Origin of the sequence: Amycolatopsis sp. FDAARGOS 1241, from assembly GCF_016889705.1 — a bacterium.
GTDB lineage: Bacteria > Actinomycetota > Actinomycetes > Mycobacteriales > Pseudonocardiaceae > Amycolatopsis.
Window position 1 is genome coordinate 3,618,713 of record NZ_CP069526.1, and the last position, 26,478, is coordinate 3,645,190.

At 71.6% G+C, this 26,478-nt stretch carries 25 protein-coding genes; 14 read left to right on the forward strand and 11 right to left on the reverse strand.

All coding sequences use genetic code 11. From position 1 onward, the window contains the following. Window positions 1-4: 4 nt before the first annotated feature. Window positions 5-1,024, reverse strand: coding sequence for an NAD(P)H nitroreductase (locus tag I6J71_RS17760; protein WP_204095713.1), 1,020 nt, complete (start codon window positions 1,022-1,024; stop codon window positions 5-7). A gap of 174 nt (window positions 1,025-1,198) precedes the next feature. Continuing rightward, window positions 1,199-1,597 (reverse strand): molybdopterin-binding protein, encoded by a 399-nt coding sequence (locus I6J71_RS17765; protein WP_204095714.1) that lies wholly within the window; start codon window positions 1,595-1,597, stop codon window positions 1,199-1,201. Between the two features lie 137 nt (window positions 1,598-1,734). Between I6J71_RS17765 and I6J71_RS17770 the strand changes: the two genes are divergently transcribed. Next, a complete protein-coding gene (locus I6J71_RS17770; RefSeq protein ID WP_204095715.1) occupies window positions 1,735-2,865 on the forward strand; it encodes a phosphoribosylaminoimidazolecarboxamide formyltransferase in 1,131 nt (376 codons plus the stop codon). Between the two features lie 43 nt (window positions 2,866-2,908). On the opposite strand, the gene I6J71_RS17775 is transcribed toward I6J71_RS17770, so the two are convergent. The 4 genes from I6J71_RS17775 to I6J71_RS17790 all read right to left on the reverse strand — a co-directional run bounded on the left by I6J71_RS17775 (window position 2,909) and on the right by I6J71_RS17790 (window position 8,045). Then, window positions 2,909-3,385, reverse strand: coding sequence for a (2Fe-2S)-binding protein (locus I6J71_RS17775; protein WP_204095716.1), 477 nt, complete (start codon window positions 3,383-3,385; stop codon window positions 2,909-2,911). Window positions 3,386-3,394: 9 nt separating this feature from the next. Continuing rightward, on the reverse strand, window positions 3,395-5,725 hold the full coding sequence (locus tag I6J71_RS17780; RefSeq protein WP_204095717.1) for a molybdopterin cofactor-binding domain-containing protein: 2,331 nt from the start codon (window positions 5,723-5,725) through the stop codon (window positions 3,395-3,397). 154 nt (window positions 5,726-5,879) lie between these two features. Continuing rightward, window positions 5,880-7,109 (reverse strand): CdaR family transcriptional regulator, encoded by a 1,230-nt coding sequence (locus I6J71_RS17785; RefSeq protein WP_204095718.1) that lies wholly within the window; start codon window positions 7,107-7,109, stop codon window positions 5,880-5,882. A gap of 126 nt (window positions 7,110-7,235) precedes the next feature. Next, window positions 7,236-8,045 carry an IclR family transcriptional regulator gene (locus I6J71_RS17790; RefSeq protein WP_204095719.1) on the reverse strand — a complete coding sequence of 270 codons (810 nt, stop codon included), beginning with the start codon at window positions 8,043-8,045 and terminating at the stop codon, window positions 7,236-7,238. 462 nt (window positions 8,046-8,507) lie between these two features. Here I6J71_RS17790 and I6J71_RS17795 point away from each other — a divergent pair, with 462 nt between their 5' ends. Genes I6J71_RS17795 through I6J71_RS17805 form a run of 3 tightly spaced genes read left to right on the forward strand, consistent with a single transcriptional unit; the run spans window position 8,508 to window position 11,365 of the window. Next, window positions 8,508-9,371, forward strand: coding sequence for an ABC transporter permease (locus I6J71_RS17795; protein ID WP_204095720.1), 864 nt, complete (start codon window positions 8,508-8,510; stop codon window positions 9,369-9,371). Window positions 9,372-9,423: 52 nt separating this feature from the next. Beyond that, on the forward strand, window positions 9,424-10,467 hold the full coding sequence (locus tag I6J71_RS17800; protein ID WP_204095721.1) for an ABC transporter substrate-binding protein: 1,044 nt from the start codon (window positions 9,424-9,426) through the stop codon (window positions 10,465-10,467). 52 nt (window positions 10,468-10,519) lie between these two features. Then, on the forward strand, window positions 10,520-11,365 hold the full coding sequence (locus I6J71_RS17805; RefSeq protein WP_204095722.1) for an ABC transporter ATP-binding protein: 846 nt from the start codon (window positions 10,520-10,522) through the stop codon (window positions 11,363-11,365). Window positions 11,366-11,416: 51 nt separating this feature from the next. Here the strand turns inward: I6J71_RS17805 and I6J71_RS17810 are convergent, their stop codons facing one another. Next, window positions 11,417-12,232, reverse strand: a complete 816-nt coding sequence (locus I6J71_RS17810) for an IclR family transcriptional regulator (RefSeq protein WP_204095723.1) — start codon at window positions 12,230-12,232, stop codon at window positions 11,417-11,419. Window positions 12,233-12,391: 159 nt separating this feature from the next. Between I6J71_RS17810 and I6J71_RS17815 the strand changes: the two genes are divergently transcribed. The 10 genes from I6J71_RS17815 to I6J71_RS17860 all read left to right on the forward strand — a co-directional run bounded on the left by I6J71_RS17815 (window position 12,392) and on the right by I6J71_RS17860 (window position 23,240). Beyond that, a complete protein-coding gene (locus tag I6J71_RS17815; protein ID WP_204095724.1) occupies window positions 12,392-13,207 on the forward strand; it encodes a sugar phosphate isomerase/epimerase in 816 nt (271 codons plus the stop codon). Next, complete coding sequence (locus I6J71_RS17820; protein WP_204095725.1) at window positions 13,204-13,707, forward strand: MaoC/PaaZ C-terminal domain-containing protein; 504 nt, start codon at window positions 13,204-13,206, stop codon at window positions 13,705-13,707. Before I6J71_RS17815 ends, I6J71_RS17820 begins: the two co-directional genes overlap by 4 nt. Next, entirely contained in the window at window positions 13,707-14,462 is a 756-nt protein-coding gene (locus I6J71_RS17825; protein ID WP_204095726.1) for an SDR family NAD(P)-dependent oxidoreductase, read from the forward strand. The genes I6J71_RS17820 and I6J71_RS17825 overlap by 1 nt, the downstream gene beginning before the upstream one ends. Beyond that, on the forward strand, window positions 14,459-16,120 hold the full coding sequence (locus tag I6J71_RS17830; protein WP_204095727.1) for an acyl CoA:acetate/3-ketoacid CoA transferase: 1,662 nt from the start codon (window positions 14,459-14,461) through the stop codon (window positions 16,118-16,120). The genes I6J71_RS17825 and I6J71_RS17830 overlap by 4 nt, the downstream gene beginning before the upstream one ends. A gap of 5 nt (window positions 16,121-16,125) precedes the next feature. After that, window positions 16,126-17,382, forward strand: a complete 1,257-nt coding sequence (locus I6J71_RS17835; protein WP_204095728.1) for a CaiB/BaiF CoA-transferase family protein — start codon at window positions 16,126-16,128, stop codon at window positions 17,380-17,382. 23 nt (window positions 17,383-17,405) lie between these two features. Next, window positions 17,406-18,581, forward strand: coding sequence for a DUF993 family protein (locus tag I6J71_RS17840; RefSeq protein WP_239154975.1), 1,176 nt, complete (start codon window positions 17,406-17,408; stop codon window positions 18,579-18,581). Further along, window positions 18,578-19,978 carry a four-carbon acid sugar kinase family protein gene (locus I6J71_RS17845; RefSeq protein ID WP_204095729.1) on the forward strand — a complete coding sequence of 467 codons (1,401 nt, stop codon included), beginning with the start codon at window positions 18,578-18,580 and terminating at the stop codon, window positions 19,976-19,978. The genes I6J71_RS17840 and I6J71_RS17845 overlap by 4 nt, the downstream gene beginning before the upstream one ends. Next, entirely contained in the window at window positions 19,975-20,952 is a 978-nt protein-coding gene (denD, locus tag I6J71_RS17850) for a D-erythronate dehydrogenase (RefSeq protein WP_204095730.1), read from the forward strand. Before I6J71_RS17845 ends, denD begins: the two co-directional genes overlap by 4 nt. A gap of 60 nt (window positions 20,953-21,012) precedes the next feature. After that, window positions 21,013-22,314, forward strand: a complete 1,302-nt coding sequence (locus I6J71_RS17855) for an MFS transporter (protein ID WP_204095731.1) — start codon at window positions 21,013-21,015, stop codon at window positions 22,312-22,314. Between the two features lie 74 nt (window positions 22,315-22,388). Continuing rightward, window positions 22,389-23,240, forward strand: a complete 852-nt coding sequence (locus I6J71_RS17860; RefSeq protein WP_204095732.1) for a class II fructose-bisphosphate aldolase — start codon at window positions 22,389-22,391, stop codon at window positions 23,238-23,240. 15 nt (window positions 23,241-23,255) lie between these two features. On the opposite strand, the gene catC is transcribed toward I6J71_RS17860, so the two are convergent. The 4 genes from catC to I6J71_RS17880 are packed head-to-tail and all read right to left on the reverse strand — an operon-like array spanning window position 23,256 to window position 26,446. Beyond that, window positions 23,256-23,537 carry a muconolactone Delta-isomerase gene (gene catC / locus I6J71_RS17865; protein WP_204095733.1) on the reverse strand — a complete coding sequence of 94 codons (282 nt, stop codon included), beginning with the start codon at window positions 23,535-23,537 and terminating at the stop codon, window positions 23,256-23,258. Between the two features lie 4 nt (window positions 23,538-23,541). Beyond that, window positions 23,542-24,387 (reverse strand): catechol 1,2-dioxygenase, encoded by an 846-nt coding sequence (gene catA, locus I6J71_RS17870; protein ID WP_204095734.1) that lies wholly within the window; start codon window positions 24,385-24,387, stop codon window positions 23,542-23,544. 53 nt (window positions 24,388-24,440) lie between these two features. Beyond that, a complete protein-coding gene (locus I6J71_RS17875) occupies window positions 24,441-25,544 on the reverse strand; it encodes a mandelate racemase/muconate lactonizing enzyme family protein (RefSeq protein ID WP_204095735.1) in 1,104 nt (367 codons plus the stop codon). After that, window positions 25,541-26,446 (reverse strand): LysR substrate-binding domain-containing protein, encoded by a 906-nt coding sequence (locus tag I6J71_RS17880; protein ID WP_204095736.1) that lies wholly within the window; start codon window positions 26,444-26,446, stop codon window positions 25,541-25,543. Before I6J71_RS17880 ends, I6J71_RS17875 begins: the two co-directional genes overlap by 4 nt. Window positions 26,447-26,478 lie beyond the last annotated feature (32 nt).

The following is a 26,478-nucleotide window of genomic DNA, read 5'->3' on the forward strand; positions in this document are numbered from 1 at the left end:
CCGGTCAGTGCCGCCGGCCGGCGCCGCCGGGCAGCGGCGCCGTGTCGAGCGGCGTCAGCACGTCCGCCAGGTCGCGGCGCCCCGTGGCGGGCAAGGGGTCCGCGTTCGCCGGCGCCCAGCCGACGCGCAGGACCATCTGCGGGAAGCTGCCGGCGCAGACCTCCTTCTCCACGGTGCGGCGGACGTCCGGCAGCTCGAGCGGTTCGGTCAGGGGACAGGACGCCAGCCCGAAGGCGGTGGCCGTGAGCAGTGCCGCGCTCGTGGCTTCCCCGGCGCGCAGCCGGGACATCAGGTCGTCGGACGCGGTGCTCAGCACCAGGAGCACGGTCTCGTCGTCCTCGCCGGCGGCGCCGGGAGCTTCGGTCAGCCCGGGGTCGGCGAACGGCCGGGCCGGGAGCGTCCCCGGGGTGTCGTCCGGCGCCGGGGTGTTGCGCGAGGGCACTCCGTCGGGCGCAGCACGCCGACCACTCCACGCCGCCAGCTCGAGGCGGTACGCGGGGTCGGCGTTGTGCCGCCGGCAGGCTTCTTCGATCGCTGTGGCCAAGTAGTAGCGCTCGGTGCCTTCGGCCATCCGCAGCACGACGCCCTCGTCGGCGACGGCCTCGGCGATCGGTTCGAGGTAGCCGCGCGGGACGTCCCACGAACTGTGGCGGCGCCGGTCGGTGCGGCGCCGCGGGATGGCGGCGGCGAGCGCGATCTCGCCGGCCGTGGGCTCGCGCCGGTGGAACTCGATCGCGGCGAGGTGGTCGGGCTCGCCCGGGTGGGGCAGGTGGTGCACGTCGGCCTCCCAGCCCAGTGCGGCGAAGCCGATGCGCGCATGGTGCAGCGCCGCGCCGCAGCTGATCAGGAGGTCGCGCCGGTCGGGGTCGGTCTGCGTGAGCTGCCGCGACGGGTCGGCGTAGAGGTGGAGCGTGCGGTAGCCGACGGCCCAGCGCCAGGGCTGGGAGTTGTGCACCGAAGGCGCGCGGATGGCCATGGCCACCGCGGTGTTGACGGTGAAGGTGTCGGGGAGTCCCTGGTCCATGGCACGCCCGCCTCGTCGTGTCGGGAGGTCATCGGCTCGAAACTGCCACTCGCGGACCGCTCCGTTGGAGAGTCGGAGTTCCCCGGGCGGTGGGACTTTCGCCGCTCGATGGCGGCGGTGGGCCCGGTGGGCTCCACGCGGGTCACCGTGGCCTCGACGAGGTGGAGGCCGCGCCTAGAGAGTCGGGGTTTCGACCACCACGGTCGTGGATTTGATGATCGCCACCGCCAGGGAGCCGGGCACCAGGCCCATTTCGCGCACAGCCTCCGTGCTCATCAGCGACACCACGCGTTCCCGGCCGCACTGGATTTCGACCTGGGCCATGACCGTGTCGGCGGTGATGTGGGTGACGAGGCCGACCAGGCGGTTGCGCGCGGAGCGCAGCACGGGCGACGGGTCGCGCACCGGTTCGGCCTGGTGGCGGGCCAGTTCGGCGAGTTCGGCGCCCTCGATGACCGAGCGGCCGGCGTGGTCCTTGGTCGCGGTGACGGCGCCGGCGTCGACCTGGCGGCGGAGGGTGTCGTCGCTGATCCCGAGGAGCTTGGCGGCCTCGGAGATCCGGTACTGCGGCATCGGCCGAGTATAAGCGGCTAAACTCGGGCCGGCCGCGACTGGCGAGGGTGGACGACCACCGGGGAGCGGCCGTGACCGGACGCGAGCGTCGACCGCCTGGGCGCCTCCGTCAGCGAAACCGCTGAGGAGGGCACGAAGTGGAGTTGCGCTACGGCACCAACCCGCACCAGGCGGCCCGGGCCGCGCCCGTGAGGCCCGGCCGGTGGCCGCTGCGGGTTGTGCACGGGGAACCGTCGTACGTCAACGTGCTGGACGCGCTCAGCGCGTGGCAGCTCGTGCAGCAGGCGGCTCGGGCGCTGGACAAGCCCGCCGCCGCGTCGTTCAAGCACGTGTCCCCGGCGGGTGCGGCCGTGGCGGGGCCGGTGGACGACGTGGTCACGAGCCGCTCCGGCGTCGGGCCCGTTGCCGGCGCGTACCTGCGCGCGCGGGACGCCGACCCGAAATCGTCCTATGGGGACTTCGCGGCCGTTTCGCACCCGGTCGACGAAGAGCTCGCCGAGGTGCTGAGCGGCGTCGTGTCCGACGGGATCATCGCGCCGGGCTACGAACCCGGGACGCTCGAGCGGCTCAGCCGCAAGAAGAACGGGCGATTCCTCATCCTCGAGGCCGATACGGCGTTCGTCCCACCGGAGCGGGAAGAACGCGAGGTGTTCGGTCTGCGCCTCACCCAGGACCGGGACTGGACGCCGATCTCCGCGGCACTGCTGAAGAACACCGGGCTGCCGGGCGCCGCCGTCGAAGACCTCGTGCTGGGGCTGGTGGCCGTGCGCTTCACCCAGTCCAATTCGGTCTGCTACGTCCGCGGCGGCACGACGCTGGGGATCGGTGCCGGACAACAGTCCCGGGTGGACTGCACGCGGCTCGCCGGAGCCAAGACCGCCACGTGGTGGCTCCGCCGCCACCCGGTCGTCCGTGCGCTCACCTTCCGGCCGGAGGTCCGCCGCCAAGACCGCATCACCTGGCGGATCCGCTTCGCCGAGGGTGACCTGATGCCGGGCGAAAACCGCCGCCTCGCCGAGTCGCTGGCCGAGCCGGCCGGCGAGCTCACCGCCGAGGACCGCGCGAGCTGGCTCGCCGCGCTCGACGGCGTCGCCTTCGTTTCGGACGGCGCCCTCCCGTTCCGGGACAACGTCGACCACGCACGCCGGCACGGGGTCCGCTACGTCGCCGAACCGGGAGGATCCGTCCGCTCACCCGAGGTCGAGGCCGCCTGCCGCGAGCACGGGATCACGCTCGTCCACACGGGACTGAGGTTGTTCCACCACTGAACCCGAGGTGTGGGGAGGACCGTGCCGATCCTCCCCACACCGGTCACATGTTCTTCGCGCCCGCGACGATCGCCTCGCGGATCCGGGCGTACGTGCCGCATCGGCAGATGTTGCGGATTTCGTCGAGGTCCTCGTCGGACACGTCGCGCCCGGCCGCGCGGGCCTGGCGCACCTTGGCCACCGCGGCCATGATCTGGCCGGGCTGGCAGTAGCCGCACTGGGCGACGTCCATCTGCAGCCACGCTTCCTGCATGGGGTGCAGGTCCTGGCCGACGGTGGCGGGCAGTCCTTCGATCGTGGTGATCTCGTCGGTCGCCTCGATCTTCGAGACGGGCACCGAGCACGGGTTGAAGGCCTTGCCGTTGATGTGGCTGGTGCAGGCCTTGCAGACGTCGAGCCCGCAGCCGTACTTCGGGCCCTTCACGCCGAGGCGGTCACGCAGCACCCACAGGAGCCGTTCCGTGTCTTCGGCCTCCACGGTGACCTGCTCGCCGTTGAGCTTGAAGGTGTGTTGGGGCACAGGGGACTCCTAGAAGGCGTGGTCGAGACCGTCGACGGGGGAGGGCGGGGTGGAGGGTTCGAGCGGCAGCGGCTCGAAGCTGAGCGTGCCGTGGTTGATCGGGAACGTGGTCGGCACCTTGCCCACCGCACGCGCGTACGCGCACGCGACGGCGGCGAACGACGGTGCGACCGCGAGCTCGCCGGCGCCGGAGGGAGTGTCCGAAGTGTTCGGCATGATGACGATCTTCGTCTCGAGCGGCGTGTTCCACTCGCGGGTGTAGAAGTAGTTGTCCCAGCTGCCTTCCAGCGGGATGCCGTCCTTGATGTGCAGGCTCGACGTCAGGCACATCGCGATGCCGTCGCTGAGGCCGCCGATCATCTGCGCTTCCAGCCCGCGCGGGTTGATCGCGAAGCCGGGGTCGACGACCACGAGCGCCTTGGTCACGCGCGGACCGGTGACCCCTTCGGTGACCTTGCGGTTCACCGTTTCGGGCCGGCAGTCGATCTCGATCAGCACCGCGACAGCGCCCTTGTACTCCGAGTGCAGCGCGATGCCCTGGGCCGTGCCGGACGGCATCTTGCGGCCCCACTCGCCGACCTGAGCGGCCTTGTCGAGGACCGCGCGCAGCCGGGGATCGCGCAGGAAGTCGCGCCGGAACTGCACGGGGTCCTTGCCCATCTTGGCCGCCAGCTGGTCGACCACGAGCTCCTCGGCCGTGACCACGTTCGGCGAGTAGATGTTGCGCATGCTGCCGGTGTTGAACTTCAGCGGGATCTCGTTGAGCAGCTGGGTGGTCACGCCGAAGTTGTACGGCGAAGACTGCGACAGCTCGAAGATCGACTCGGCGAAGCTGAGGTTGCCCCCGATGGGCAGCTTCGACGCCGTCGACGTGATCATCTCGCCGAGGCCGTGGCTGAACTCCGTCTGGACGCTGGTGTGGCGCTGCTCGAAGCTCACCACGTTGCCGAGCGCGTAGGTGGCGCGGACGCGCGACACGCACATCGGGTGCACGCGGCCCTGGCGGAAGTCGTCGGTGCGCGACCACATGAGCTTGACCGCTTTGCCCATCTTCTTCGACGCCTCGGCGGCTTCGAGCGCCGCGTCGTGGAACAGGTGCCGGCCGAACGAGCCGCCGCCCTGCGTCACGTGCACGGTGACCGCGCTCTGCGGCAGCCCCACGGCCTGCGCGATCTGCTCCTGCGCCACGATCGGCACCTTGAGGCACGACCAGATCTCGGCGCGGTCCGCGCGCACGTCGGCGATCGCCGAACCCGTCTCGAGCGGGCTGTTACTGGCGAAGGCGAACGTGAACTCCGCGTCGATCGACTGGGTCAGCACGCCGGGTACGGCCAGCGGCAGCTGCGCTGCCTTGAGCTTCTTCAGCACGGTCGCGTCGGACTCGCCGTCGACGGTGCCCGGGCCCCAGGTCACCTTGAGCGCGCGGATCGCGTCGATGCACTGGCCGAAGGTCTCGGCCCGCACGGCCACACCGTGCGAGATCGCCGCGATGTCGGTGACCCCCGGCATCGCCTTGACCTCGGACTCGTTGTCGATCGAGCGGGGGGTGCCGTTGATCGTGGGCGGGCGCGCGACCATCGTCGGCAGTGCGCCAGGGACGTCGAGGTCCAGGGTGTACTGCTTGCGCCCGGTCACCGCCTCGAGCGCGTCGATGCGGTTCTGCGCCGTGCCGAGGACCTTGAACGCCGAGCTCGGCTTGAGCTGCGCCGTGGCGGTGGCCGTCTTCGCGGCGGCCGCGGCCGTCGAAAGCGAGCCGTATGACGCCTGTTTGCCGCTGGAGTGGTGGACCACGCCGTCGGCGGTGCGCAGCTCGGACTCCGGCACGCCCCACTTCGCGGCGGCGGCCGCCACGAGCCGCGCGCGGGCGATCGCGGACGCGGTGCGGATCGGCGTGTACATGCTGCGCATCGAGTTGGACCCGCCGGTGAGCTGGTTCATCAGCAGCTCCGGGCGGGCGTCGGCGAGTGTGACGTCGATCTGCGAAAGCGGTAGGTCGAGCTCCTCGGCGACGATCATCGCCACTGCCGTCGTCATGCCCTGGCCCACCTCGCACCGCGGAACGGCGAAGGCCGCGCGCCCGTCGGTACCGATGTGGACGGTGATGAGGCCGGACGTGGGAGCGGCGGCGAGGTTCTGCAGATCGCCGAGGTCGAAGATGTCCTCGGGCTGCGGCAGCGTGGGAATGGCCGCGTCGGCTTCCTGCGGTGCCAGGGAGGCTTGGGTGATCTGCGCGGCGACGGCGAGCGTCGGCGCCGCCAGCACGAACCCGAGGAAACGGCGGCGGCCGAAGTGCCGGGGCGCGTCCGGGGCCGGCCGGGCGTACTGGTCCTGCTGTGCCATGTGCGGCGGGTTCCTCTCGAACGACGTTGTCGGAGAAGTGCGCGGGGAGTGTTCGGGGCGCGCCGCAGTGTTACACGCCTCATCCCGCGACGCCATGACCTGGCTGCCTACTTTTGGCGTAACGCGGCTGTGCGCGGTGCACAACCGCCGCCACTCATGCGGTGCGCCGAGGTGGGAGGAAGGGCAGCGCGCGCACGACAAGAGCCAGCTCAAGGGGGATGTCGCCGCTGTCGAGGCGGCGCCCGGTGAGCACCTCGACCCGGTGCATCCGGTTGAGCACCGTGTTGCGGTGGCAGTGCAGCAGCTGGCCGGCGCGCGTGGCCGATCCGCCCGTTTCCACCCAGGTTGCGAGGGTTTGGAGCAGGACACGCCGTTCGTCGCCGGCCAGCTCCAGCAGCCCGCGCAGCCACTGCTGCATCAGCGAAGCGGTGAGCTCCGGCGAGCTCAGGAGCATCGCCTCGGGCAGCCGCTCGGCCAGGCACACGACGGCTTCGTGGCCGTGCGGCACCGTCCGCAGCGCGAGGACAGCCTGCCGGTGGGCGGTGTGCACCTCGGCGAGCCCGTCGACGACGAGCGAAACCCCGACCGGCCCGCGGACGGCGCCGAGGACCTTCGTCAGGTCCCCGGTGTCGGACACCGGCAGCGCCGCGAGCCCGACGAGCACGTCGGCGCGCACCTGCCACGCCGAGCGGATGCCGGCGTCGTCGAGGCCGCGGCCGAGCTCTTCGGTGAGCTCGCTGGTCGCGAGCCGCCCCGGCGCGGTGACCGCGGCGTACGCCCCTTCCACCGGTAGCCGGAGGATCCGCGCTGCTTCGTACGCGAACGCGGCGTCGGACGCGCGACCCTGCAGCAGGCCCTCCCACAGCGCCGCGCGGCGCTGCTCGTCGGCGCGGACCAGTGTCTGCTCGGCGGCGTGGTAGGACGCCGCGACCTGCGCCGAGAGCGCGTCGACCAGCTCCCAGATCCGGGTCGCGAGGTCGAGCAGGTCATCGGGGTCGGCTTCGTGCTCGGCGCGGGCCTCGGCGATGAACGCCTGCCACAGCAGCCGGCCCCCGATGCGGAACGACCGCAGCAGGTCGTCCAGTGGCAGCCGCTGCTGCGCCCGCCGTTGCCCGGTCGTGCGGGCGGCGTCGAAGAACTGCGCCGTGCGCACGGCGTCGTCGCCGCACTCGGCGACGAGCTGCAGCACCCGCTCGAGGTTGTCGTGGCACGACTTCCACAGATCGTCGTCGGGCACGACGTTGAGCTGCCGGTACCCCGGGTTCTGGTCGTTGATGGTTCCGACCAGCTCGTCCGTCAGGTCATCCACCCGGCCCAGCAGCGCGGTGGCCAGCACGTGCGCAGCCGCGGCCTGCGGCCCCTCCTGACGCTCTCCAGAGCCCACGGCACACCACCACCCAGACCTCGACGGCCTCGCGGCCGGGCCTCGATGCTAGCCCGCTGGAGTGCCGGTCGCGGGCTGAACGCCCGCGTTGCCGCTGAGTCCACTGTGGATGATGTCCACCGCGGGTCAGCCGGCCACGCCGTAGCGGTTTCGGGACCGCAGTTCCTGAGACAGGCTCGCGGCCAGACCGGACAATTCCGCGGCCGTTTCCAGCAGGCGGGGCGCGAGCTCCTCCATGCGTGCGTCCGGCAGCTGCAGGCTCGGCCCGGCGATGCTGACGACCCCCAGCGGTGCTCCGTTGTCGGGATCGACCAGGGGAGTGGCCATCGCCGAAATGCCCTCCTCGACGCTGTCGTGGACGCGAGCCCAGCCCTTCGCGCGGGCTTCCTGGATCCTGGCCTGGACCTCGGCGAGGCTGGTGGGCGCGTTGTGGCCGGCGGGGTAACGCTCGTCGTAGTCCTGGCGCGCGACCAGGCGCAGGGCGTCGTTGTCGCTGAGGCCCGACAGCCACGCGACGCCGCTGGCAGTGGAGGCGAACGGGACCTCCGAGCCGTGGTCGGGGTCGTAGCGCAGGCCGGCCCGGGCGCCCTGGGACTTGGCGACCCACAGCAGCTGCTCGCCGTCGACGAGGCCGAGGCGCACGAGCTGCCCGGACTCCGTGGCGAGCCGGGCGAGCACGGGCACGGCCAGCTCGAAGATCGTGCTGCTGGCGAGGTGTTTGAGGCCCAGGCTGACGATCTTCAGCGTGAGCGCGTAGTTGCCGGTGGGCTCGTGCTGCCGGGCGAACCCCTCCTCGACCAGGGTGACCAGGATCCGGTGGGCCGCGCTCTTGGGCAGGTCCACGGCCTCCGCGATCCGGGCGAGTGGCAGGCCCTCCGGGTGGCCGACCAGGCACTGCAGCACGCCCAGCCCGCGCGCCAACGCCCCTGCTGCCATGGTTCCCCGCTCTCCGCCGCACCGGGGTCCGGCCACCGCGGCCGGGCGCACTCGGGTTGGTCATCGGTCGATTGACATAGTATCAGAACGGTGTTCCACTCTTGAAGACCGTTCCATCTTGTGGTGCACTGTCGGCCTCGCGGAGACACCGGGCCCACCCGAGAGCGGGCCCGAAGAACGAAAAGGAGCCGACGATGACTCCCGCCGACACCGTGCGCGAGCACTTCGCCTGACCCGTCCGGAGCTCGACGATGATCACTGGCAACGAAGCCATCGTCCCGAATGGACGGAACCCGCGGCCCCGGGGCGCCCGCAGCTCTTGCGGTGCAACGCCTTCTCGCCGACGGCGAGCCGGACGGCACAGCCCGCACCCGCGTCGCACCTGATCCGCCATCCCCACACACCGTCGCGCGGCCAGCGCAGCCGCCGGCTTGCCCGCACCTGTCGAACAAAGGAGTTTGGATGTCTTCGTCGCTGTCGGCAGCACAGGACGCGCCCCCGCCGAAGGACGCCCGGCCACCAGCGCCGCCGCCCGCCGGACGCTCGGCCGCCGCGCGCCGCCGGCGCGTGCGGCAGCGGATCTGGAGCGTCGTCCCGATCGCCACGTTCGTCGGCATCATCGCGCTCTGGGCGCTGGTCGTCGCCGTGCTGGACATCCCGAACTACCTGCTGCCGAGCCCGTGGGCGGTGTTCGAGCAGATCTTCACCGGCTGGCCCGTCCTGTGGGAGAACGCGCAGACGACGATCGCCGAGGTCCTGCTCGGCTTCGGCATCTCGATCGTGATCGCGATCCCGCTGGGGCTGCTGGTCGCCCGGTCGCTCGCGGCCAAGCAGATCATCTACCCGCCGGTGATGCTCGTGCAGCTCGTGCCGAAGGTCGCCGTCGCGCCGCTGTTCGTGGTGTGGCTCGGGCTCGGCTTCAGCTCGAAGCTCCTGCTGACCGTGCTGATGACGTTCTTCCCGTTGCTCGTCTCCAGCATCAGCGGGTTCTCCATCCTGGACACCCGGCTGCTCTACCTGACGCGGTCGATGGGGGCCGGCGGCTGGCAGACGTTCCGCTACCTGCGGTTCCCGGCCGCGCTACCGGTGATCTTCTCCGGGCTCAAGACGTCGGCCACGATGGCGGCCACCGCAGCGATCGTCGCCGAGTTCGTGGGGTCCAACAGCGGGCTCGGGTACGTGCTGCTGCAAGCCACCAACACCCTTGACGCCACGACAGTCTTCGCAGTCCTTGTGCTGCTGACCCTGCTCGGTGTGGTGCTGAACTACCTCGTCGAGCTGATCGAGTTCCTGCTGACCCCGTGGCAGCGCGCCAAGCTCACCTGACGCGGCGCCCGAGCCTCCCCGAAACCCCGCCCCGAAAACGAAAGGTCTTCCCATGCACGCCGCCTTCAGAAAGGCCCTCGCCGCCGGTGTCGCCGTCGGTGTCGCGACGCTCGGCGTCGCCTGCTCCTCCGACGGCTCCGGGTCCGCGTCCGCCGGCTCGGGCGGCACGAAGCTCAGCTTCCAGCTGAACTTCCCGCCGGGTGGCTCGAACGCCGGCTTCGCCGCGGCGCTCGAGGAGGGCTACTACAAGGCCGTCGGCCTCGACGTCACGATCGTGCCCGGCACCGGCTCGTCGCTGACCGCGCAGATGGTCGCCTCCGGGCAGGCTTCGATCGGATACGCCGACTCGACCGCCACCGCGCAGCTGATCGCCAAGCAGGCGCCGCTGTCGGTGCTGGCCACGGTGTACCAGTCGAACCCGAACGCGGTCCTCGCCCTCCCCGGCAGCGGTATCCGGTCGGTGAGCGACCTGAAGGGCAAGAAGGTCGGCACCCCGGTCCCGTCATCCCAGGCGACGATGCTGCCGCTGTTCCTCTCGGCCAACGGACTGTCCGCAAAGGACGTCGACCTGGTGAACCTCGCGCCCACGTCGCTGGTCCAATCGCTGCTGCAGCACCGGGTCGACGCCATCCTCGGGTCCACCGACGCCTACCAGGTCCAGCTCGAGCAGCAGAACGCCGGGCAGCTGTTCGTCGCGCCGTTCGCGACCAACGGGGTGCCCACGGTCAGCACGTCGATCTTCGCGAACAAGGGCTGGGCCTCGTCGCACGCGAACGACGTGAAGGCGTTCGTCAAGGCGTCGTTGCAGGGCTGGCACTTCGCCGCCACGAACCCGGACAAGGCGACCGCGGACGTGAACAAGCTGTGGGGTGCCAAGGCGGACAAGGCCTCCGGTGCCGAGCTGAAGGCCATCATCGGCAGCAACCTGCTGTGCGCGGGCGGCGCCAAGTTCCTCGGCAAGGCCGAACCCGCCCAGTGGGCCAAGACGCAGGACCTCCTCTCGCAGGTCGGGTTGCTGCCCAAGGGGATCGACCCGGCCAAGTACTACACCTACGACTACCTGCCGGCCGATCTGCAGCCGTGCCCCGTCAAGTGAGGACCGGCGTGATGACTCCGCGAACAGCACCCGCTCCCGGGAGGTCCCGATCATGACCGCCGCGCAGTCCGCCGGCCCCGGAATCCGGGCCGCGCGCACTCCGATCGTCGTCGACGGCGTCGGCAAGGTCTTCGGCGAGGAGACCGACAAACCCTTCGAAGCCGTGCGCACCGTGTCGATGGACATCGCCCCGGGCGAGTTCGTCTCGGTCGTCGGCCCGTCCGGCTGCGGCAAGAGCACGCTGATGCTCATGGTCGCCGGCCTGCTGGAGCGCTCGGCCGGCACCATCACCGTGGGCGGCGAGCCCGTCGACGGCCCGATCACCGACGTCGGCATCGCCTTCCAGGACCACCTGCTGCTCGACTTCCGCACGGCGGAGAAGAACGTGCTGCTGCAGGCCGAGATCCGCGGGCTGGACCGGGCGAAGCTGAAGGCCCGCTCGGACGAGCTGTTCGAGCAGCTGCGCCTCACCCACGCCAAGTCGCGGTACCCGCGGCAGCTCTCGGGCGGCATGCGCCAGCGCGTCTCGCTCATCCGGACGCTGGTGCACGACCCGTCGGTGATCCTGATGGACGAGCCGTTCGGCGCGCTCGACGCCCTCACCCGGCTGCAGGTGCGCACCGATCTGGAAGCGCTGTGGCTCGAACGGCGCCCGACGGTCGTGTTCATCACGCATTCGGTGGAGGAGGCGGTGGGCCTTTCCGACCGGATCTTCGTGATGAGCCCGAGTCCGGGGGAGATCGTCGACGAAGTCGTGGTCGAGCTGCCCCGGCCCCGGCCGATCGTGCTCGGCGAGTCGCCCGAGTTCTTCGCCTACGTGGACCGCATCTACAAGCAGTTCCAGCGGATGGGTGTCCTGCACGGGATCGAGGTGCCTGCCGCCGGCCGCGAATCGTGACGGCGCTGTCCCGGTGTTCGCCGCGGCGCGGGCACCGGGACAGCGGCGTGGTCAGCTCGGGGCGCCGAGTTCGGCGCGGGTGCGGATCTCCTGCGACAGGCTGCCGGCCAGGCCGGACAGCTCGGCGGCCGTTTCGAGCAGGCGGGGCGCGAGTTCCCGCATGCGCGAGTCCGGCAGCTGCAGGCTCGGGCCGGCGATGCTCACGACGCCCAGCGGCGCGCCGGTGTCGGGGTCGACCAGCGGGGTCGCCATCGCGGAGATGCCTTCTTCGACGCTGTCGTGGACGTGCGCCCAGCCGCGTTCGCGGGCTTCGTGGATGCGCGACTGGACCTCGGCCAGGCTGGTCGGTGCGTTGTGGCCGGCGGGGTGGCGCTCGTCGTAGTCCTGTCGCGCGACCAGGCGCAGGGCTTCGTCGTCGGTCAGCTGCGAGAGCCAGGCGACGCCGCTGGCCGAGGACGCGAACGGGATCTCCGAGCCGTGGTCGGGATCGGGGTCGTAGCGCAGGCCGGCCCGGGCGCCTTGCGACTTGGCAACCCACAGCAGCTGCTCGCCGTCGACCAGGCCGAGCCGGACGAGCTGGCCGGACTCGGTGGCGAGCCGGGCCAGCACGGGCACGGCGAGTTCGAAGATCGTGCTGCTGGCCAGGTGGCGCAGGCCGAGGCCGACGATCTTCAACGTGAGCGCGTAGTTGCCCGACGGCTCGTGCTGGCGCACGAACCCTTCTTCAACGAGGGTGACCAGGATGCGGTGTGCCGCGCTCTTGGGCAGGTCCTGCTCCTCGGCGATGCGAGCCAGGGGCAAGCCCTCCGGGTGCCCGACCATGCTCTGCACCACGCCCAGACCGCGCGACAATGCTCCTGCTGCCATCGCTCCCCGTTCTCCGCAGCACCGACGTCCGGCCAGCGTAGCCGAGCGCTGCCGCGGCGGTGCTCAGTGTGTTCTTCGACTGATTGACAAATTATCAGAACGGTGTTCCACTCTTGAAGACCGTTCCATTTGTGGTGCACCTGTGTCGAAGGAGCCCGTGTGCGTCCCGCCGAAACCGTGCTGAGCCAGGGGAGTTTCCTGCACCTGGACACCGGTGAGTTCGCGCTCGCCGCGGCCGATGCCGGGTTCGACGCGCTGGCCGTGTGGCGGCAGGCGCCGGGATACCGCGGCGCCCGCGCGACGGCGAACGCGGCCGCCCAGGCGGGTATTCGCGTCGACACGCTGTGCCGCGGCGGGTTCCTCGACCGGGCTGGGCACGAGGAGACCCTGCGGGCGATCGGCGAAGCCGCCGAGCTGGGTGCGGGTGTGCTCGTCGTGATCGCCGGACCACCGCGGCCGGCTGACCCGCGCGCCGCCGGCGCGGACCTCCACGCCGCGCTCGACCTCGCCTTGCCCGCCGCCGAACGCGCTGGAGTCGTGATCGCGCTGGAGCCGTTCCACCCCGTGCTGGCGGCCGACCGGTCGTGGCTGGTCACCCTCGCGCAAGCCGTCGACGTCGCCGAAGAGTTCGACTCGCCGCACGTCGGGCTCGCCGTCGACAGCTACCACCTGTGGTGGGACCCGCGGCTCGCGGCCGGCCTGCGCCGGGCCGGGCACCGGATCGCCGCCGTGCAGCTCGCCGACTGGGTCGTGCCCGAGCCGGGCCGCCTGCCGCCGCGGGGACTGCCGGGCGAGGGCGCGATCCCGCTCGGGGACTTCGTGAAGCTGACCCGGGAAGCCGGGTACGAGGGCGCGCTCGAGATCGAGGTGCTCGGTGACCGTGTCCGGTCGCTGCCGCCGCTCGAGGCCGCCCGTTCGCTCAAGACCGCTCTCGACCACACCGCTGTCGGGGCAGAGGAAGGAACTCACGCATGAGCAAGGAGATCCCCCGGCAAGGACTGCTGTACGAGGACCTGTCCGTCGGTCTCTCGTTCCGCAGCCCGGGCCGCACGATCACCGACGCCGACGTCCTCGGCTTCGCCGGGCTCACCGGGGACTACTCCGAGGTGCACACGAGCGACGTGTACGCCAAGGCCAGCCAGTTCGGCCGCCGGATCGCCCACGGCATGCTGGGGCTGGCGTACGCGCACGGGCTGATGTGGCCGCGCACGGAGCTGCTGCGCCACACCGCGATCGCGTTCCTGGGCATCAAGGACTGGCGGTTCGTCGCGCCCATCTTCCTCGGCGACACGATCTTCGTGAACTACTCCGTCGCCGAGATGCGCGATTCGAAGTCCAAGCCGGACCAGGCCATCGTGACCTTCGACGTCGAGGTGGTCGACCAGGACGGGCGCCTGTGCCAGCGGGGACAGAAGGTCGAACTGCTGTCCAAGGTGCCGCTGGCCGGCGTCACCGCGAGCGGGCAGGCCGGCTGATGGCCGGGCGGTTCGCCGGCAAGCGCGCGCTGGTCACCGGTGGCGGCCGGGGCATCGGCCAGGCGATCGTCGCGCGGCTCGCGGCCGAAGACGCCGAAGTCGTGGTGGCCGACGTCGACGCGGTGCGAGCCAAGTCCGTGGTGGAGTCCTTGCGGGACAAGGGGTTCACCGCCGAGGTGCGTACCTTGGACGTGGCCGATCCGGCGTCGTTCGACGCGGTCGGCGAGGGGCTGGACGTGGTCGTCGCGAACGCGGGCATCCAGACGTTCGCCCCTGCGAGCGAGCTGACCGTCGCCGATTGGGACCGCGTGCTCGACGTGAACGCACGCGGCACGATGCTCACCCTGCAGCTGGCCGCGCGGTGCCTGCGCGGGGGCGGCGCGGCGGTCACGGTCGCCTCCATCCAGGCGCTGCTGCCCAACGCCTTGTCGGCCGACTACGCGGCTTCCAAGGCCGCCGTGCTGAGCCTGACGAAGTCGTTCGCGGCCGAGCTCGCGCCGCGCGGGATCCGGGTCAACGCGGTGGCGCCGGGGCGGATCGACACACCACTGTCCGACTTCGGCAGCGACCAGGTCGGGCGCATCACCGGCCAGGACGCGGCCGAAGCGCTGGAGCGCCGGCTGTCGACCAACCCGCTGGGCCGGATCGGCCGGCCCGAAGAGGTGGCCGCGGCGGTGGCGTTCCTCGCGTCCGACGACGCTTCCTACATCACCGGCGAGTGCGTGAACGTGTGCGGTGGGGACGTGATGCTGTGATCCCGCTCGACGCGGCACCGTCCGGGCGGGACCGCACCAACGTGCACCTGTCGCCGGAAGAGGCGGTCGCGCTCGTGCCCGGCGGCGCGACCGTGGCGGTCGGCGGCACCGGCTCCCTGTTGCAGGTCCCCGAAACGCTGCTCGCGGCGCTCGAGCGGCGGTGGGAGGACGGCGGTTCGCCGGCCGGCCTCACCGTCGTGCACGTGATGGGCCTGGGCGACCACGAGGGCCGTGGTGTCGACCACGTCGCGATCCCCGGGCTCGTGCGCCGGTTCATCGGCTCGCACTTCGTGCTCTCGCCCCGGGAACAGGGCGTGATCGCGCGCAACGAGGTCGAGGCCATCGGCCTGCCCGCGGGCACGATCTCCTTGCTGTACCGGGAGATCGCCGCGCGCCGGCCCGGGCTGTTCACCGACATTGGGCTCGGCACGTTCGTCGATCCGCGGCAGCAGTGGGGCCGGATGAACGAGCGCACCACCACCGGCCTGAGCGAGCTGGTGACCGTCGGCGGTCGGGAGTGGCTGTTCTACCCGCGGTTCGACCTCGACGTCGCGCTGCTGCGTGCCACCGAGGCCGACGTCGACGGCAACATCGGCATGGACGACGAAGCCGCGATCGCCGACAACCTGGCGATCGCGCAGGCCACGCACAACAGCGGCGGACTCGTGCTGGTCGAGGTGAAGCGGCTGGTCGACCGCGGCGAGCTCCCGGCGAACCGTGTCCGCATCCCCGGGCCGCTGGTGGACCACGTGGTGCTCACCGACTTCCCGAACCAGACGCCGATCACGGTCGCCGACCCGCGGCGCACCGGCACGCTCCCGAACCGCCCGACGCAGGTCGAGGCGCTGCCGTTCGACCAGCGCAAGGTGGTCGCGCGCCGCGCGGCGACCGAACTGCACGAAGGAGACCTGGCCAACCTCGGCGTCGGCATGGCCAACGGCATCAGCTACGTCGCGCTGGAGGAAGGTTTCCTCGACCGCTTCACGCTCACCGTCGAGCAGGGGATCTTCGGCGGCCTGCCCGGCGTCGGCCTCGATTCGGGCACCGCGATCAACCCGTCGGCGATCGTGGACATGCCGAGCCAGTTCGACCTCTACGACGGCGGCGCGCTCGATTTCGCCGGGCTCGCCTACGCCGAGGTCGACCGGCACGGCAACGTCAACGTCGCCGCCGCCGGCGGTCGTCCCATCGGCCCCGGCGGGTTCATCGACATCAGCCAGAAGGCCCGCACGATCGTCTTCTGCGGCACCCTGCGCGGCGGCGGGCTGGAAGTCGGGATCACCGACGGGCAGCTCGTCATCACGAAAGACGGGCGCTATCCGAAGTTCGTCGACGAGGTCTCCCACATCTGCTTCAGCGCCGAACGCGCGCACGCGGCGGGCCAGGAGGTCCTCTACGTGACCGAACGCGCGGTGTTCCGGCTCGGGCCCGCCGGTGTGGAGCTCATCGAGCTCGCCCCCGGCGTCGACCTGCAGCGCGACGTGCTGGACCGGATGGGCTTCACGCCGGTGCTACGGGGCGAACCCCGGCTGATGGAGCCGCGCCTGTTCCGGCCCGAGCCGGCCGGGCTGAAACCGCGCCCGCGCCGGGACAAGACCGGCTTGACCAGGACGGGCCGGGCCAAGACCGGCCGCGATCAGACCACAGAAAGGCCGTAGTCCTCATGACCGATGCGTTCGAAGGCGTCCGCATCCTCGACTTCACCCAGCTCGAGCAAGGCCCGTCGGCCACCCAGGTCCTGGCCGACTTCGGAGCCGAGGTGATCAAGGTCGAGCGGATCGACGCCGGGGAGATCGGCCGCTTCCAGCCGCCGTTCCTGGCGAACGGGTTCAGCCCGCACTGGTCCGCGACCAACCGCAACAAGAAGAGCATCAGCGTCGACGTGAAGTCGCCGGAAGGCAAGGACCTCATCTACGCGCTGGCCAAGGACGCCGACATCGTCGCCAGCAACTTCCGCCCCGGTGTGATGGACCGGCTCGGCTTCGGCTGGGCCGAACTGTCCGAGCTCAATCCGCGGATCATCGTCGCGTACGCGTCGGGCTATGGGCTGTCCGGACCGTACGTGCACCGGCGGGGCCAGGATCTGGCCGCCCAGTCGATCAGCGGGCTGATGGCGCTGACCGGCAGCCAGGAGACGGGCCCGGTGCCCGTCGGCACGTTCATGGTCGACTACCTCGCGTCCATGCAGTTCGCGCAGGGCATGATGATCGCGCTCGCCGCGCGGGAGAAGACCGGCCGCGGCCAGGTCGTCGACTCGAACCTGCTCAACGCCGCGATCACCAGCCACCTGCAGGAAGGCACGACCTACCTCAACACGGGGCAGCGCTTCGACCGGCCGTCCGCCGGCATCGCCCACGCCCACAACACCGCGCTCTACGGCTACTACGAAGCCGCCGACGGCCTGTGGTTCACGCTCATCGGCGAGTTCTACGTCGACGAGCAGTGGCGGCGCTCGGCCCGTGCCTGCGGGCTCGAGCCGGCGGACGTCGACGACCCGCGGTTCCAGACGATCGAGGGCCTGCGCGAGCACACCGAGGAGACACACCGCCTGCTCGCCGATGCCATCCGGAAGTTCCCGCGCGCCGAGATCATGGCCCGCTTCGAAGCCGAAGACGTGCTCGTGGCGCCCGTGCACGAGTACGACGCGGTGTTCGACGATCCGCAGGTGCGCCACAACGGCCTCGTCCTCGAGTCCGAAGTGGACGGTGTCGGCCCGGTCAAGTGGGTCGGCATGCCCGTGGCGCTCTCGGACACCCCGGCCCGCCTGCGGCACGTCCCGCCGAAGATCGGCCAGCACAACGACGACGTCCTCACCGCCGCCGGCCTCACCCCCGACCGGATCGCGCAGCTGAAGGCCGCCGGTGTCGTCGGCTCCGAAGCCGACCGCGAACGCGCCGGCGGCGACCCCGCCTGGTCCTGACCCCAGCAAGGAGATCCCCCGCAGTGACGACCCTGAACTCGACCACGCTCGTCCTCCCCACGGCCGACGGCGGCACCACCCGGCACGTGATGCACGAGGCCGTCGACTACCCGCGCCACCCCGCGCCGTTCACCTCGCGCACCGTGCTCGCCGCCGCCCACGTGGTCGCCGACGCGCGAGCCGACTACCAGCCGGGCCAGGAACCGCCGGTGGACTGGGAAGCGACCGTCGCGTTCCGGCAGCACCTGTTCTCCTACGGCGTCGGCATCGCCGAGGCCATGGACACCTCCGAACGCGGGCCCGGCGGCCTGAGCTGGCGTCAGGCCCAGGAGCTCATCCGGCTCGGTGTTGCCGCCGCGCGCGAAGCCGGCGCCGCCGTGGTCGCCGGCGCGGGCACCGACCAGCTCACAGCCCCCGCCCCGGCGCTGAACCAGATCGTCGAGGCCTACCTCGAACAGCTGGAGTTCGTGCAGGCGCAGGGCAGCGCGGCCGTGCTGCGCGCTAGCCACGCGCTCGGGTCCGTCGCGAAGACCGCGGACGACTACCTGTCGGTGTACCGCGACGTACTCGCCAAGACCGACAAGCCCGCCATCGTGCACTGGCTCGGCACCGGGTTCGACCCGAGCCTGGCCGGCTACTGGGGCCACACCGACGTGCTCGCGGCGATGGACGTGGTGGTGCAGCTGGCGCGCGACAACGCCGAGAAGCTCGAAGGCATCAAGTTCAGCTTGCTCGACCACGAGCTGGAGCAGGAGTTCCGCCGCCGCCTGCCCGCCGGCGTGAAGGTCTTCACCGGCGACGACTACGGCTACACCGACCTCCTGCTGGGCGACGGCGATCACCACAGCCACGGCCTGCTCGGCGTGCTCGACCCGATCGCGCCCATCGCGTCAGCCGGGTTCGCCGCGCTCGACGCCGGCGACGAAGCCGGGTTCACGGAGACGATGAACCGCTCGATCCCGCTGGCGGTCAAGATGTTCGAGGCCCCGGCCGACCGCTACAAGGTCGGTACGGTGTTCGTCGCCTGGCTTTCGGGTCACCAGGACCACTACCGCATGGTCAGTGGCCGGGAAGGCATGCGGTCGCTGCAGCACCTGACCGACCTGTTCGTGCTGACCGACGAGCTCGGCCTGTTCCCCGACCCCGAGCTGGCCGCCCACCGCATGCGGCTGCTGCTGGCCACCGAGGGGATCGAGTGAGCCCGCGGGAGCTGCCGCCGGTTCGCGGCGTCCCGGCCGAGGCGGTCCGCGCCGCACTGGCGGGCGCCCGGCAGGTGGCGGTGCTCGACGACGACCCGACCGGCACACAGACCGTGCGCGACCTGCCGGTGCTGACGCGGTGGACCGTCGAGGACATCCGCTGGGCGCTGCGGCAGGGCCGGGCGGGGTTCTTCGTGCTGACCAACACCCGCAGCCTCGCCCCGGCCGACGCCGCCGCGCGCGATCGCGAGGTCGCCGAAGCGTGCCTGGCCGCGGCCGAGCAGGAGGGCGTGCCGCTCGCGTTCGCCAGCCGCAGTGATTCGACGCTGCGGGGGCATTTCCCGCTGGAGACCGATGTGCTGGGCGAGGTCGTGGCCCGGCACGGGCGGGCCGTGGACGGGGTCCTGCTGGCTCCGGCCTATGTGGACGCCGGTCGGGTGACGATCGATGGCACGCACTGGTTGCGCACCGGCGAGGGTCTGGTTCCCGTGGCCGAGAGCGAGTTTGCCCGCGATGCGACCTTCGGCTACCGCTCGTCGCGGCTGGCCGAGTGGGTCGAGGAGAAAAGCGGCGGGCGCATCCCCCGCGGTGCGGTCGCCGAGGTGACGCTCGAGGTGATCCGCACCGGCGCCACCGGCGCATTGCGCGAGCGCCTGGACCGCGCCCACGACGGTCAGGTGGTCACCCTCGACGCCGACGTGGACGACGACCTGCGGGCGAGTGTGCTGGCGATCCTCGCGGCCGAGGCGGACGGGAGGAGCTTCCTCTACCGCGTCGGCCCGTCGTTCGTGCGGGCCCGGGTGGGGCAGGACGCGCACCCGCCGATCGACGACGCCACGCTGGCGCAGCTGGTCCGGCGCGGCACCCACGGGCTCGTCGTCGCCGGGTCGCACGTCGGGCTGACCAGCCGCCAGCTGGCGCACCTCGCCGGGCAGCGGAAGTTCGTCACCGTCGAGCTCGACGTGCCGGCGCTCCTCGACGGCACCCGGGCCGAGCAGCACCTGCGCGACGCCGTGACCACGGCGACGGAGGCACTCACGGATTCCCTCGTCGTGGTGCAGACCTCGCGGACGCTGGTGACCGGCGCCGACGAGGCCCACAGTCTCGACATCGCCCGGCGGGTCAGCGCCGCGCTGACCCGGGTGGCGGGCGAGATCGTGGCCGCGCGGCGACCGTCCTATGTGGTCGCGAAAGGCGGCATCACGTCCTCGGACGTGGCCACGGAATCACTCGGCATCGACCGCGCGTGGATCCGGGGGTCGCTGTTGCCGGGGATCGTGTCGCTGTGGGAGCCCGCGTCGGGGCCGGCCCAGGGCCTGCCGTATGTGGTCTTCGCCGGCAACGTCGGCGACGAGACTTCCCTGGCCGACGTCATCGATCGACTGGAGAACGCATGAGCACCCGCATCGTCATCACCGGCGGCGCCGGTTTCCTCGGCGCCGTGCTCGCCCGCCGGCTGCTCGACGCGCCGGTCAGCCTCGGCGGCGCGCCCGTGGAGGAACTCGGTGAGCTGGTGCTGGTGGACTTGTTCGCCCCGCCGCCCGACCTCACCGAAGACCCGCGGGTGCGCGTGGTCACCGGTGACCTCATCACCGCGCTGGCCGGCCTCGGGCCGGTGGACGCGATCTTCCACCTGGCCGGGGTGGTCAGCGGTGCGGCGGAGGCCGATTTCGATCTCGGGATGCGCACCAACCTCGACGGCACCCGCGCGCTGCTGGAGTACGCCCGCGGGCTGGCCCGGCCGCCGGTGCTGGTGTTCTCCAGCTCCCTGGCGGTGTTCGGCAGCGACCCGGCGCTCGGTCCGGTCGGCGAGGTCGACGACGACACCCTGCCGCGGCCGCAGTCCAGCTACGGGATCCAGAAGTTCATCGGCGAGCAGCTGGTGGCCGACTACACCCGCAAGGGGTTCGTCCGCGGCCGCTCGGTGCGGCTGATGACCGTGTCGGTGCGGCCGGGCAAGCCCAACGCGGCCGCGTCGAGCTTCCTGTCCGGCATCATCCGCGAACCGCTGGCCGGGATCCGCGCCGCCTGCCCGGTCCCGCCCGACACGCCGATCGCGTTGTCCTCGCCCCGCAAAACGCTCGACGGGCTGCTGCGCGCGGCCGAGGTCGACGACACGGCGTGGGGCAGCCGCACCGCGATGAACCTGCCCGCCCTCACCACCACGCCGAAGGAGATGGCCGCCTCGCTCGACCGCGTCGCCGGCCCGGGCACCAGCGACCTCATCGACTGGACCGACGACGCGGGCGTCGGCGCCATCGTGCGCAGCTGGCCCGCCCGCTTCCACACCCCCCGCGCCAGTGCCCTCGGCCTCACCCCCGAACACACCTTCGACGACATCGTCCGCGCCTACCGCGCCGGCCTCGACTAAAGGAAGCTCTCAGATGACCTCGGTTGCACAGCCACTGTCCTGTTCGGACGGAGGCCCGACATGACCGTCGACGACGTGGAGTCCGACGTGTCGCGGCACACCGCGACGCAGGTGCGCCGGGTCGGCCTGGCCGGCGGCATCGGCACGCTCATCGAGTACTACGACTACGCCCTCTACGGCTACGTTTCGGCGATCATCGCGCCGTTGTTCTTCCCCGGCAAGGATCCCGTCGCGTCGCTGCTGGCGGTGCTGGCCGTGTTCGCACTCTCCTACGTGATCCGGCCCGTCGGCGGGATCGTCTTCGGCTGGATCGGCGACCGGTTCGGCCGACGGCGCGCGCTGCTCGTCACCGTCGTCGGCATCGGGCTCGCGAACACCGCCATCGGGATCCTGCCGACGTACGCCACGGTCGGGGTACTCGCCCCCGCGCTGCTGCTGGTCGTGCGGCTGGCGCAGGGCTTCTTCGCCGGTGGCGAGGTCGGGGGCGCCGCCACGGTCATCGCCGAAGCGGCCCCACCCGGCAAGAAGGCGCGCTACGGCGCGTTCACCCCGATGGGGACCAACGCGGGTTTCGCGATCGCGTCGGCCGCCGTCGGCATCGTGTCCGGGGGGCTGGCCACCGAGCAGCTGAACTCGTGGGGCTGGCGCATCCCGTTCCTCATCGGCCTCCCGCTGACGGTCGTGTGCTACCTCGCGCGGCGCACGCTGCCCGACATCGACCGCACCGTCGCGACGGCCAAGCACGGCTTCCCGCTCGCGTCCGCCCTGCGCTCGTACCCGGGCGCGCTGATCAAGGCCACCGCACTCGGTGTCGGTGTGCAGGGCGCGGCCTACATCGGCTCGACGTTCATCTCGATCTACCTCGTGACCGACCTGCACTACGCCAAGTCGCCGGTCTACTGGATCACCGCGGCGGTCACGCTCGTCGCGGTCGGGCTCATGCCGCTCACCGGGCGGCTCGCCGACCGCATCGGCCCGCTCAAGGTCGCGGTGATCGGACTGGGCGGCTACGCCGTGATCACCTACCCCGGCTTCCTGCTGATGGACGTGGGCAACCTGTGGCTCGCCGCGCTCGGCTACGTGCTGATCATGGTCAACATGGCGTTCCTCCAGGTCGCCTCCTACACCGTGACGCCCCAGCTGTTCCCCGACGAGGTCCGCTACACCGGCACCGCGCTGGCCACGAACATCTCGGTGGTCATCGCCGGCGGCACGGCGCCCTACATCGGGACCTGGCTGGTCAGCGCGACCGACGATCTGCGCTCGCCCTACTACTTCGTCCTCACCACCTCGGTCGTCGGGCTGATCGCGGTGGCGACGATGCGCACCCGCCGCCACCTGGCGGCACCCGTCGCCGCCTGAGACAGCCACGAGACCCCGGGTGGCCGCGACGTTTCGCGGCCACCCGGTACCACCGGAAAGGACCTGCCCGCCCGATGCGAGCGGCACTCGACGACCTGATCACCCTGGGGCTCGCCGGCCGCGCGGCTGTGCCCGCTTTCACCTGCTATGGCGCCGACACCGCACTGGCGGTGGTGAACGCCGCGGAAGGACTGGGCCTGCCGGTGATCCTGCTGGTCGCGCCGTCGTCCGCCGGCGCGGACACCGGGCCGCGGCTGATCCGGACACTGCGCGCCATCGCCGACGACTCGGCCGTCCCCGTGTGCGTGCAGCTCGACCACGCGAAGGACGCCGCGCTGCTCCGCACTGCGATCGCAGCCGGCGCCGACGCCGTGCTCGCCGACGGATCCCACCTGCCGGCGGACGAGAACGCCGCGTTCGTCCGGCAGGTGCGCGAGTTCGCGGCACCCCGAGGGGTGATCGTCGAAGCCGAACTCGGCAGCATCCCCGGCGCCGAGGACCACGCCTCGGCCCAGACCGCCGACGACGCCGGCAAGACCGATCCCGGTCTGGTCCGGGACTTCCTCGCCGAGTCCGGTGCACAACTGCTCGCGTGCGGGGTCGGCAACGTGCACGGCCGCTACCGCGGTGCACCCGCGATCGACTGGCCCCTGCTGGCCCGCCTCCGCGAGGAAGCCGGTTCGGTTCCGCTCGTGCTGCACGGCGCATCCGGCTTGCCCGCCGCCGACCTGCGCGCGTGTGGCGCGGCCGGCGTCGGGAAGGTCAACGTCAACACCGAACTGCGCACCGCGATGCTGGCGGCGGCCGAGGACCGGATCGGCCCGGCCCGCGCGGCGGGTGAAGACATGCTGACCTTTACGCGCACTGTCCTGGCCGCGGCCACCGGCGTAGCCCGCGACGTGCTGCGCACCCTGAGCGGCCGCTGACCGGGCCCGCCCCGCTCAGCCGTCGATCTTGGAGGGATGCCGCGCCAGTGGCGTGACGTGGATGTCCATGAACGGGAACAGCGGCAGGTTGCTCAGGATGCCGTGCAGCTCGTCGTTGTCCTCGACGTCGAACACGGAGAAGTTGGCGTACTCACCGGTGATCCGCCAGATCTGCGGCCACTTCCCCTTGCGCTGCAGCTCCTGGCTGTAGGCCATCTCGCGGGCGACCAGGTCGTCGCGCGCCGCGGCCGGGAGGTCGGCGGGCAGGCGCACGTCCATGCGTACGTGGAAGAGCATCGCGTCACGCCCGGTCGAGGACGAAGCCGTACTCGATGGTCTCGCCGGCTCCGGCGGGTTTCGGGTCCAGCATCAGCTCCGGCTTCACGGCCGAGGCGATGTCGTCGGCGTTGTGGACGTCGCCCGGGAAGTACAGCTGGGCCGTCAGCAGTTCGTGGCCCGGGGCCGACACCTTGACGTGCAGGTGCGCCGGGCGCCAGGCGTGCCAGCCGGCGGCGGCGATCAGCTTGCCGCACGCCCCGTCGGTCGGGATCTGGTACGGCGCGGGCCGGACGGTGTGGATCTCGAAGCGGCCGGAGTCGTCGGCGGTGAAGGTCGCGCGCAGGTTCCACTCCGGCAGGTCGGGAGCGAACTGCGAGTACAGGCCGTCGGCGTCGGCGTGCCAGAGCTCGATCTTCGCACCCGCCAGCGGGGCGCCGTCGGTCGAGGTCACGGCACCGGTCCAGACCAGGGGAGTGCCGGGCTCGTCGGCCCGCATCGGCACGGTGCCGGTGGCACCCCGCTCGGGCGCACCGGGGACGTAGTACGGGCCCTCGATGGTGCCCTTGTTGCCCTTGCGGTGCTCGGTCGCGACCTCTTCGACGACGTGCTCGACCCACACGTCGAGGAACAGTGGCCACTCACCGTCCTCGCCGACGCTGATCAGCCACGCCTTGAGCGCGTTGTACTCGGCGTAGGTGACCTTCTGCTCGCGGATCGTGGCGTGCACCGCCTCCAGGACAGAGCGGGCCAGCAGGCTCACGCGTTCCTTCGGGGTGTCGGCGACGCCGGTGGTCTTGTCGGTCTTGAACCGCTCGGTGGCGCTGGCGCCCGAAGCGGCGGCGGTCGGTTCGTGGTGGGTGGTCGTCACGGGAATCCTCCTTGATCCTCTGTGCTGTCCGGCTGCTGATCCGCTGACGGTGCTCAGCGGTCCTGGCGGTACAGCTCGAGCTTTTCCGGGTCGAGTTCGGCGCCGAGCCCGGCGCCGGGGCGGACGGTGACCTCACCGTCGGTGATGGTGAGCGGTTCGGCGAGCAGGTCGTCGGCCATGTCGAGGAAGTTGGACAGCTCACCGGGCCGGCGCGAGGTGAGCCGGAACGACGCTCCGAACGCGACAGTGCACAGTGAACCCAGCTGACCGTCGATCTGGTTGCCCATCACCACTTCCAGGCCGAGGCCCTCGGCGAGGTGGTGGGTGCGCTGCGACTGCGTGAACCCGGTGCGCGCGGTCTTGATGCTGATCGCCGTGGCCGAACCGCCGAGGATCTCGCGCGTGACGTCGGCGGGCGTCACGGCGGACTCGTCGGCGATGAACGGCACGTCGAGCTGCGAGACCAGCCAGCGGCGGCCCAGCACGTCGTCGGCCGGGCAGAGTTCCTCGGCGAACAGCAGCCCGAGGTCGGCCATCTCGTGCATCGCCCGCGCGGACTCCGCGGCCGTCCAGCCGCGGTTGCCGTCGACGTAGAGGTCCACCGAGTCGCCGAACGTCTCGCGCAGCGCCCGCACCACGGCGGTGTCGAGCGAGGCCGGCCGGCGCCCGACCTTCACCTTGAACGACGTGATGCCGTGGGTCTCGCGGATCCGCGACGCTTCGGCGACCATCGCGGCCGGTTCGTCGAACCCGAGCATGTGGGTCACGCGCATCCGATCGGTGTAGCCACCGAGCAATTCGGTCACGGACACGTCGAGCGTGCGGCCCAGCGCGTCCCACAGCGCCATGTCCAGCGCGGACTTCGCGGCCGGGTTGCCCACGGTCCGGGCGAGCCGCGCGTGCACGGTCTCGCGCTCCAGCAGGCTGAGCCCCACGACCTGCGGCGCGAAGATGTCCTCGAGCACCGCGACGATCCCGGCCTGGGTCTCGCCGTAGGTGAACGGCCGCGGCGGGGCTTCGGCGATCCCGACGACGCCGTCGTCGGTGTGCACCCGCACGAGCACGTGCTCGGCGGTGCGCACCTCGCCCGAGGCGAACCGCAACGGTTTCCGGTAGGGGATGGCGAACGGGATCGCCTCCACCTGAGTGATCTTCACCTGGTCACCTCGGCTGGGGAACGAGTGGGAAAGACGTCTTCGAGCACCTCCAGCACGGCGCCGACCAGCGGCGACGCGTGCTCGTGGTGCCACGCGAGCGCGAGCTGCACGGATTCGGCACCGGCGAGGTCGCGGAACACGACTCCGCCCAGGGGCAGCGACCGGGCCGAAGCGGGGACCACGCCGATCCCGAGCCCGCCCGCGACGAGCGCGAGCAGCACCGCCGTGCCGGCGGCTTCGTGCTCCCGGCGGGGCGCGAACCCGGCGGTGCGGCAGCTGCGCAGCACCGCGTCGTTGACCACGGAGTCCTTGCCCGCGTAGGCGATGAAGCCTTCGGTGCGCAGATCCGCCGTCGCGACGGTCGGCTCGCCGGCCAGACGGTGGTCCGCGGGGACCGCCAGGACGAGCGGCTCGCTCTCGATCACCCGCACGGCCAGGCCCTCACCGGGTACCGGAGGGCGCAGCAGCCCGAGGTCGAGCGTGCCGCTGCGCAGCCCGGCGCACTGCGTGGGCGTGAGCAGGTCGGCGTGGACCTCCAGCTCGACCTGCGGCAGCCGGTGCTGCAGCGTGCGGGCGAGCTGAGGCAGGTGCGAGAACGCGGCGGTGCCGGTGAACCCGATGCGGGCCAGTCCCATCCGGCCGGCGCTGATGCGCCGGACCGCCCGCACGCCGTTGTCCACGCCGTCGAGCACCCGGCGCGCCTCGGCGAGGAAGAACTCGCCGGCCGGGGTGAGCCGGACCTGACGGGTGGTGCGGGTGAGCAGCACGACGCCGAGCTCGTTCTCCAGCTGGCGCACCGCGTGCGAGAGCGCCGGCTGCGCCATGTGCAGCGCTTCGGCCGCACGGCCGAAGTGGCACGTCTCGGCGACGGCGGCGAAGTAACGCAGGTGCCGCAGTTCCATCCCGTTGCCTCCTCACCGGCGTCCGTCGGATT

Coding starts and splice junctions, on each gene's coding strand:
- I6J71_RS17760 (WP_204095713.1), bottom strand. CDS start 1,024: ATGGACCAGGGACTCCCCGACACCTTCACCGTCAACACCGCGGTGGCC.
- I6J71_RS17765 (WP_204095714.1), bottom strand. CDS start 1,597: ATGCCGCAGTACCGGATCTCCGAGGCCGCCAAGCTCCTCGGGATCAGC.
- I6J71_RS17780 (WP_204095717.1), bottom strand. CDS start 5,725: ATGGCACAGCAGGACCAGTACGCCCGGCCGGCCCCGGACGCGCCCCGG.
- I6J71_RS17790 (WP_204095719.1), bottom strand. CDS start 8,045: ATGGCAGCAGGGGCGTTGGCGCGCGGGCTGGGCGTGCTGCAGTGCCTG.
- I6J71_RS17795 (WP_204095720.1), top strand. CDS start 8,508: ATGTCTTCGTCGCTGTCGGCAGCACAGGACGCGCCCCCGCCGAAGGAC.
- I6J71_RS17800 (WP_204095721.1), top strand. CDS start 9,424: ATGCACGCCGCCTTCAGAAAGGCCCTCGCCGCCGGTGTCGCCGTCGGT.
- I6J71_RS17805 (WP_204095722.1), top strand. CDS start 10,520: ATGACCGCCGCGCAGTCCGCCGGCCCCGGAATCCGGGCCGCGCGCACT.
- I6J71_RS17810 (WP_204095723.1), bottom strand. CDS start 12,232: ATGGCAGCAGGAGCATTGTCGCGCGGTCTGGGCGTGGTGCAGAGCATG.
- I6J71_RS17820 (WP_204095725.1), top strand. CDS start 13,204: ATGAGCAAGGAGATCCCCCGGCAAGGACTGCTGTACGAGGACCTGTCC.
- I6J71_RS17825 (WP_204095726.1), top strand. CDS start 13,707: ATGGCCGGGCGGTTCGCCGGCAAGCGCGCGCTGGTCACCGGTGGCGGC.
- I6J71_RS17835 (WP_204095728.1), top strand. CDS start 16,126: ATGACCGATGCGTTCGAAGGCGTCCGCATCCTCGACTTCACCCAGCTC.
- denD (WP_204095730.1), top strand. CDS start 19,975: ATGAGCACCCGCATCGTCATCACCGGCGGCGCCGGTTTCCTCGGCGCC.
- I6J71_RS17855 (WP_204095731.1), top strand. CDS start 21,013: ATGACCGTCGACGACGTGGAGTCCGACGTGTCGCGGCACACCGCGACG.
- I6J71_RS17860 (WP_204095732.1), top strand. CDS start 22,389: ATGCGAGCGGCACTCGACGACCTGATCACCCTGGGGCTCGCCGGCCGC.
- catC (WP_204095733.1), bottom strand. CDS start 23,537: ATGCTCTTCCACGTACGCATGGACGTGCGCCTGCCCGCCGACCTCCCG.
- I6J71_RS17880 (WP_204095736.1), bottom strand. CDS start 26,446: ATGGAACTGCGGCACCTGCGTTACTTCGCCGCCGTCGCCGAGACGTGC.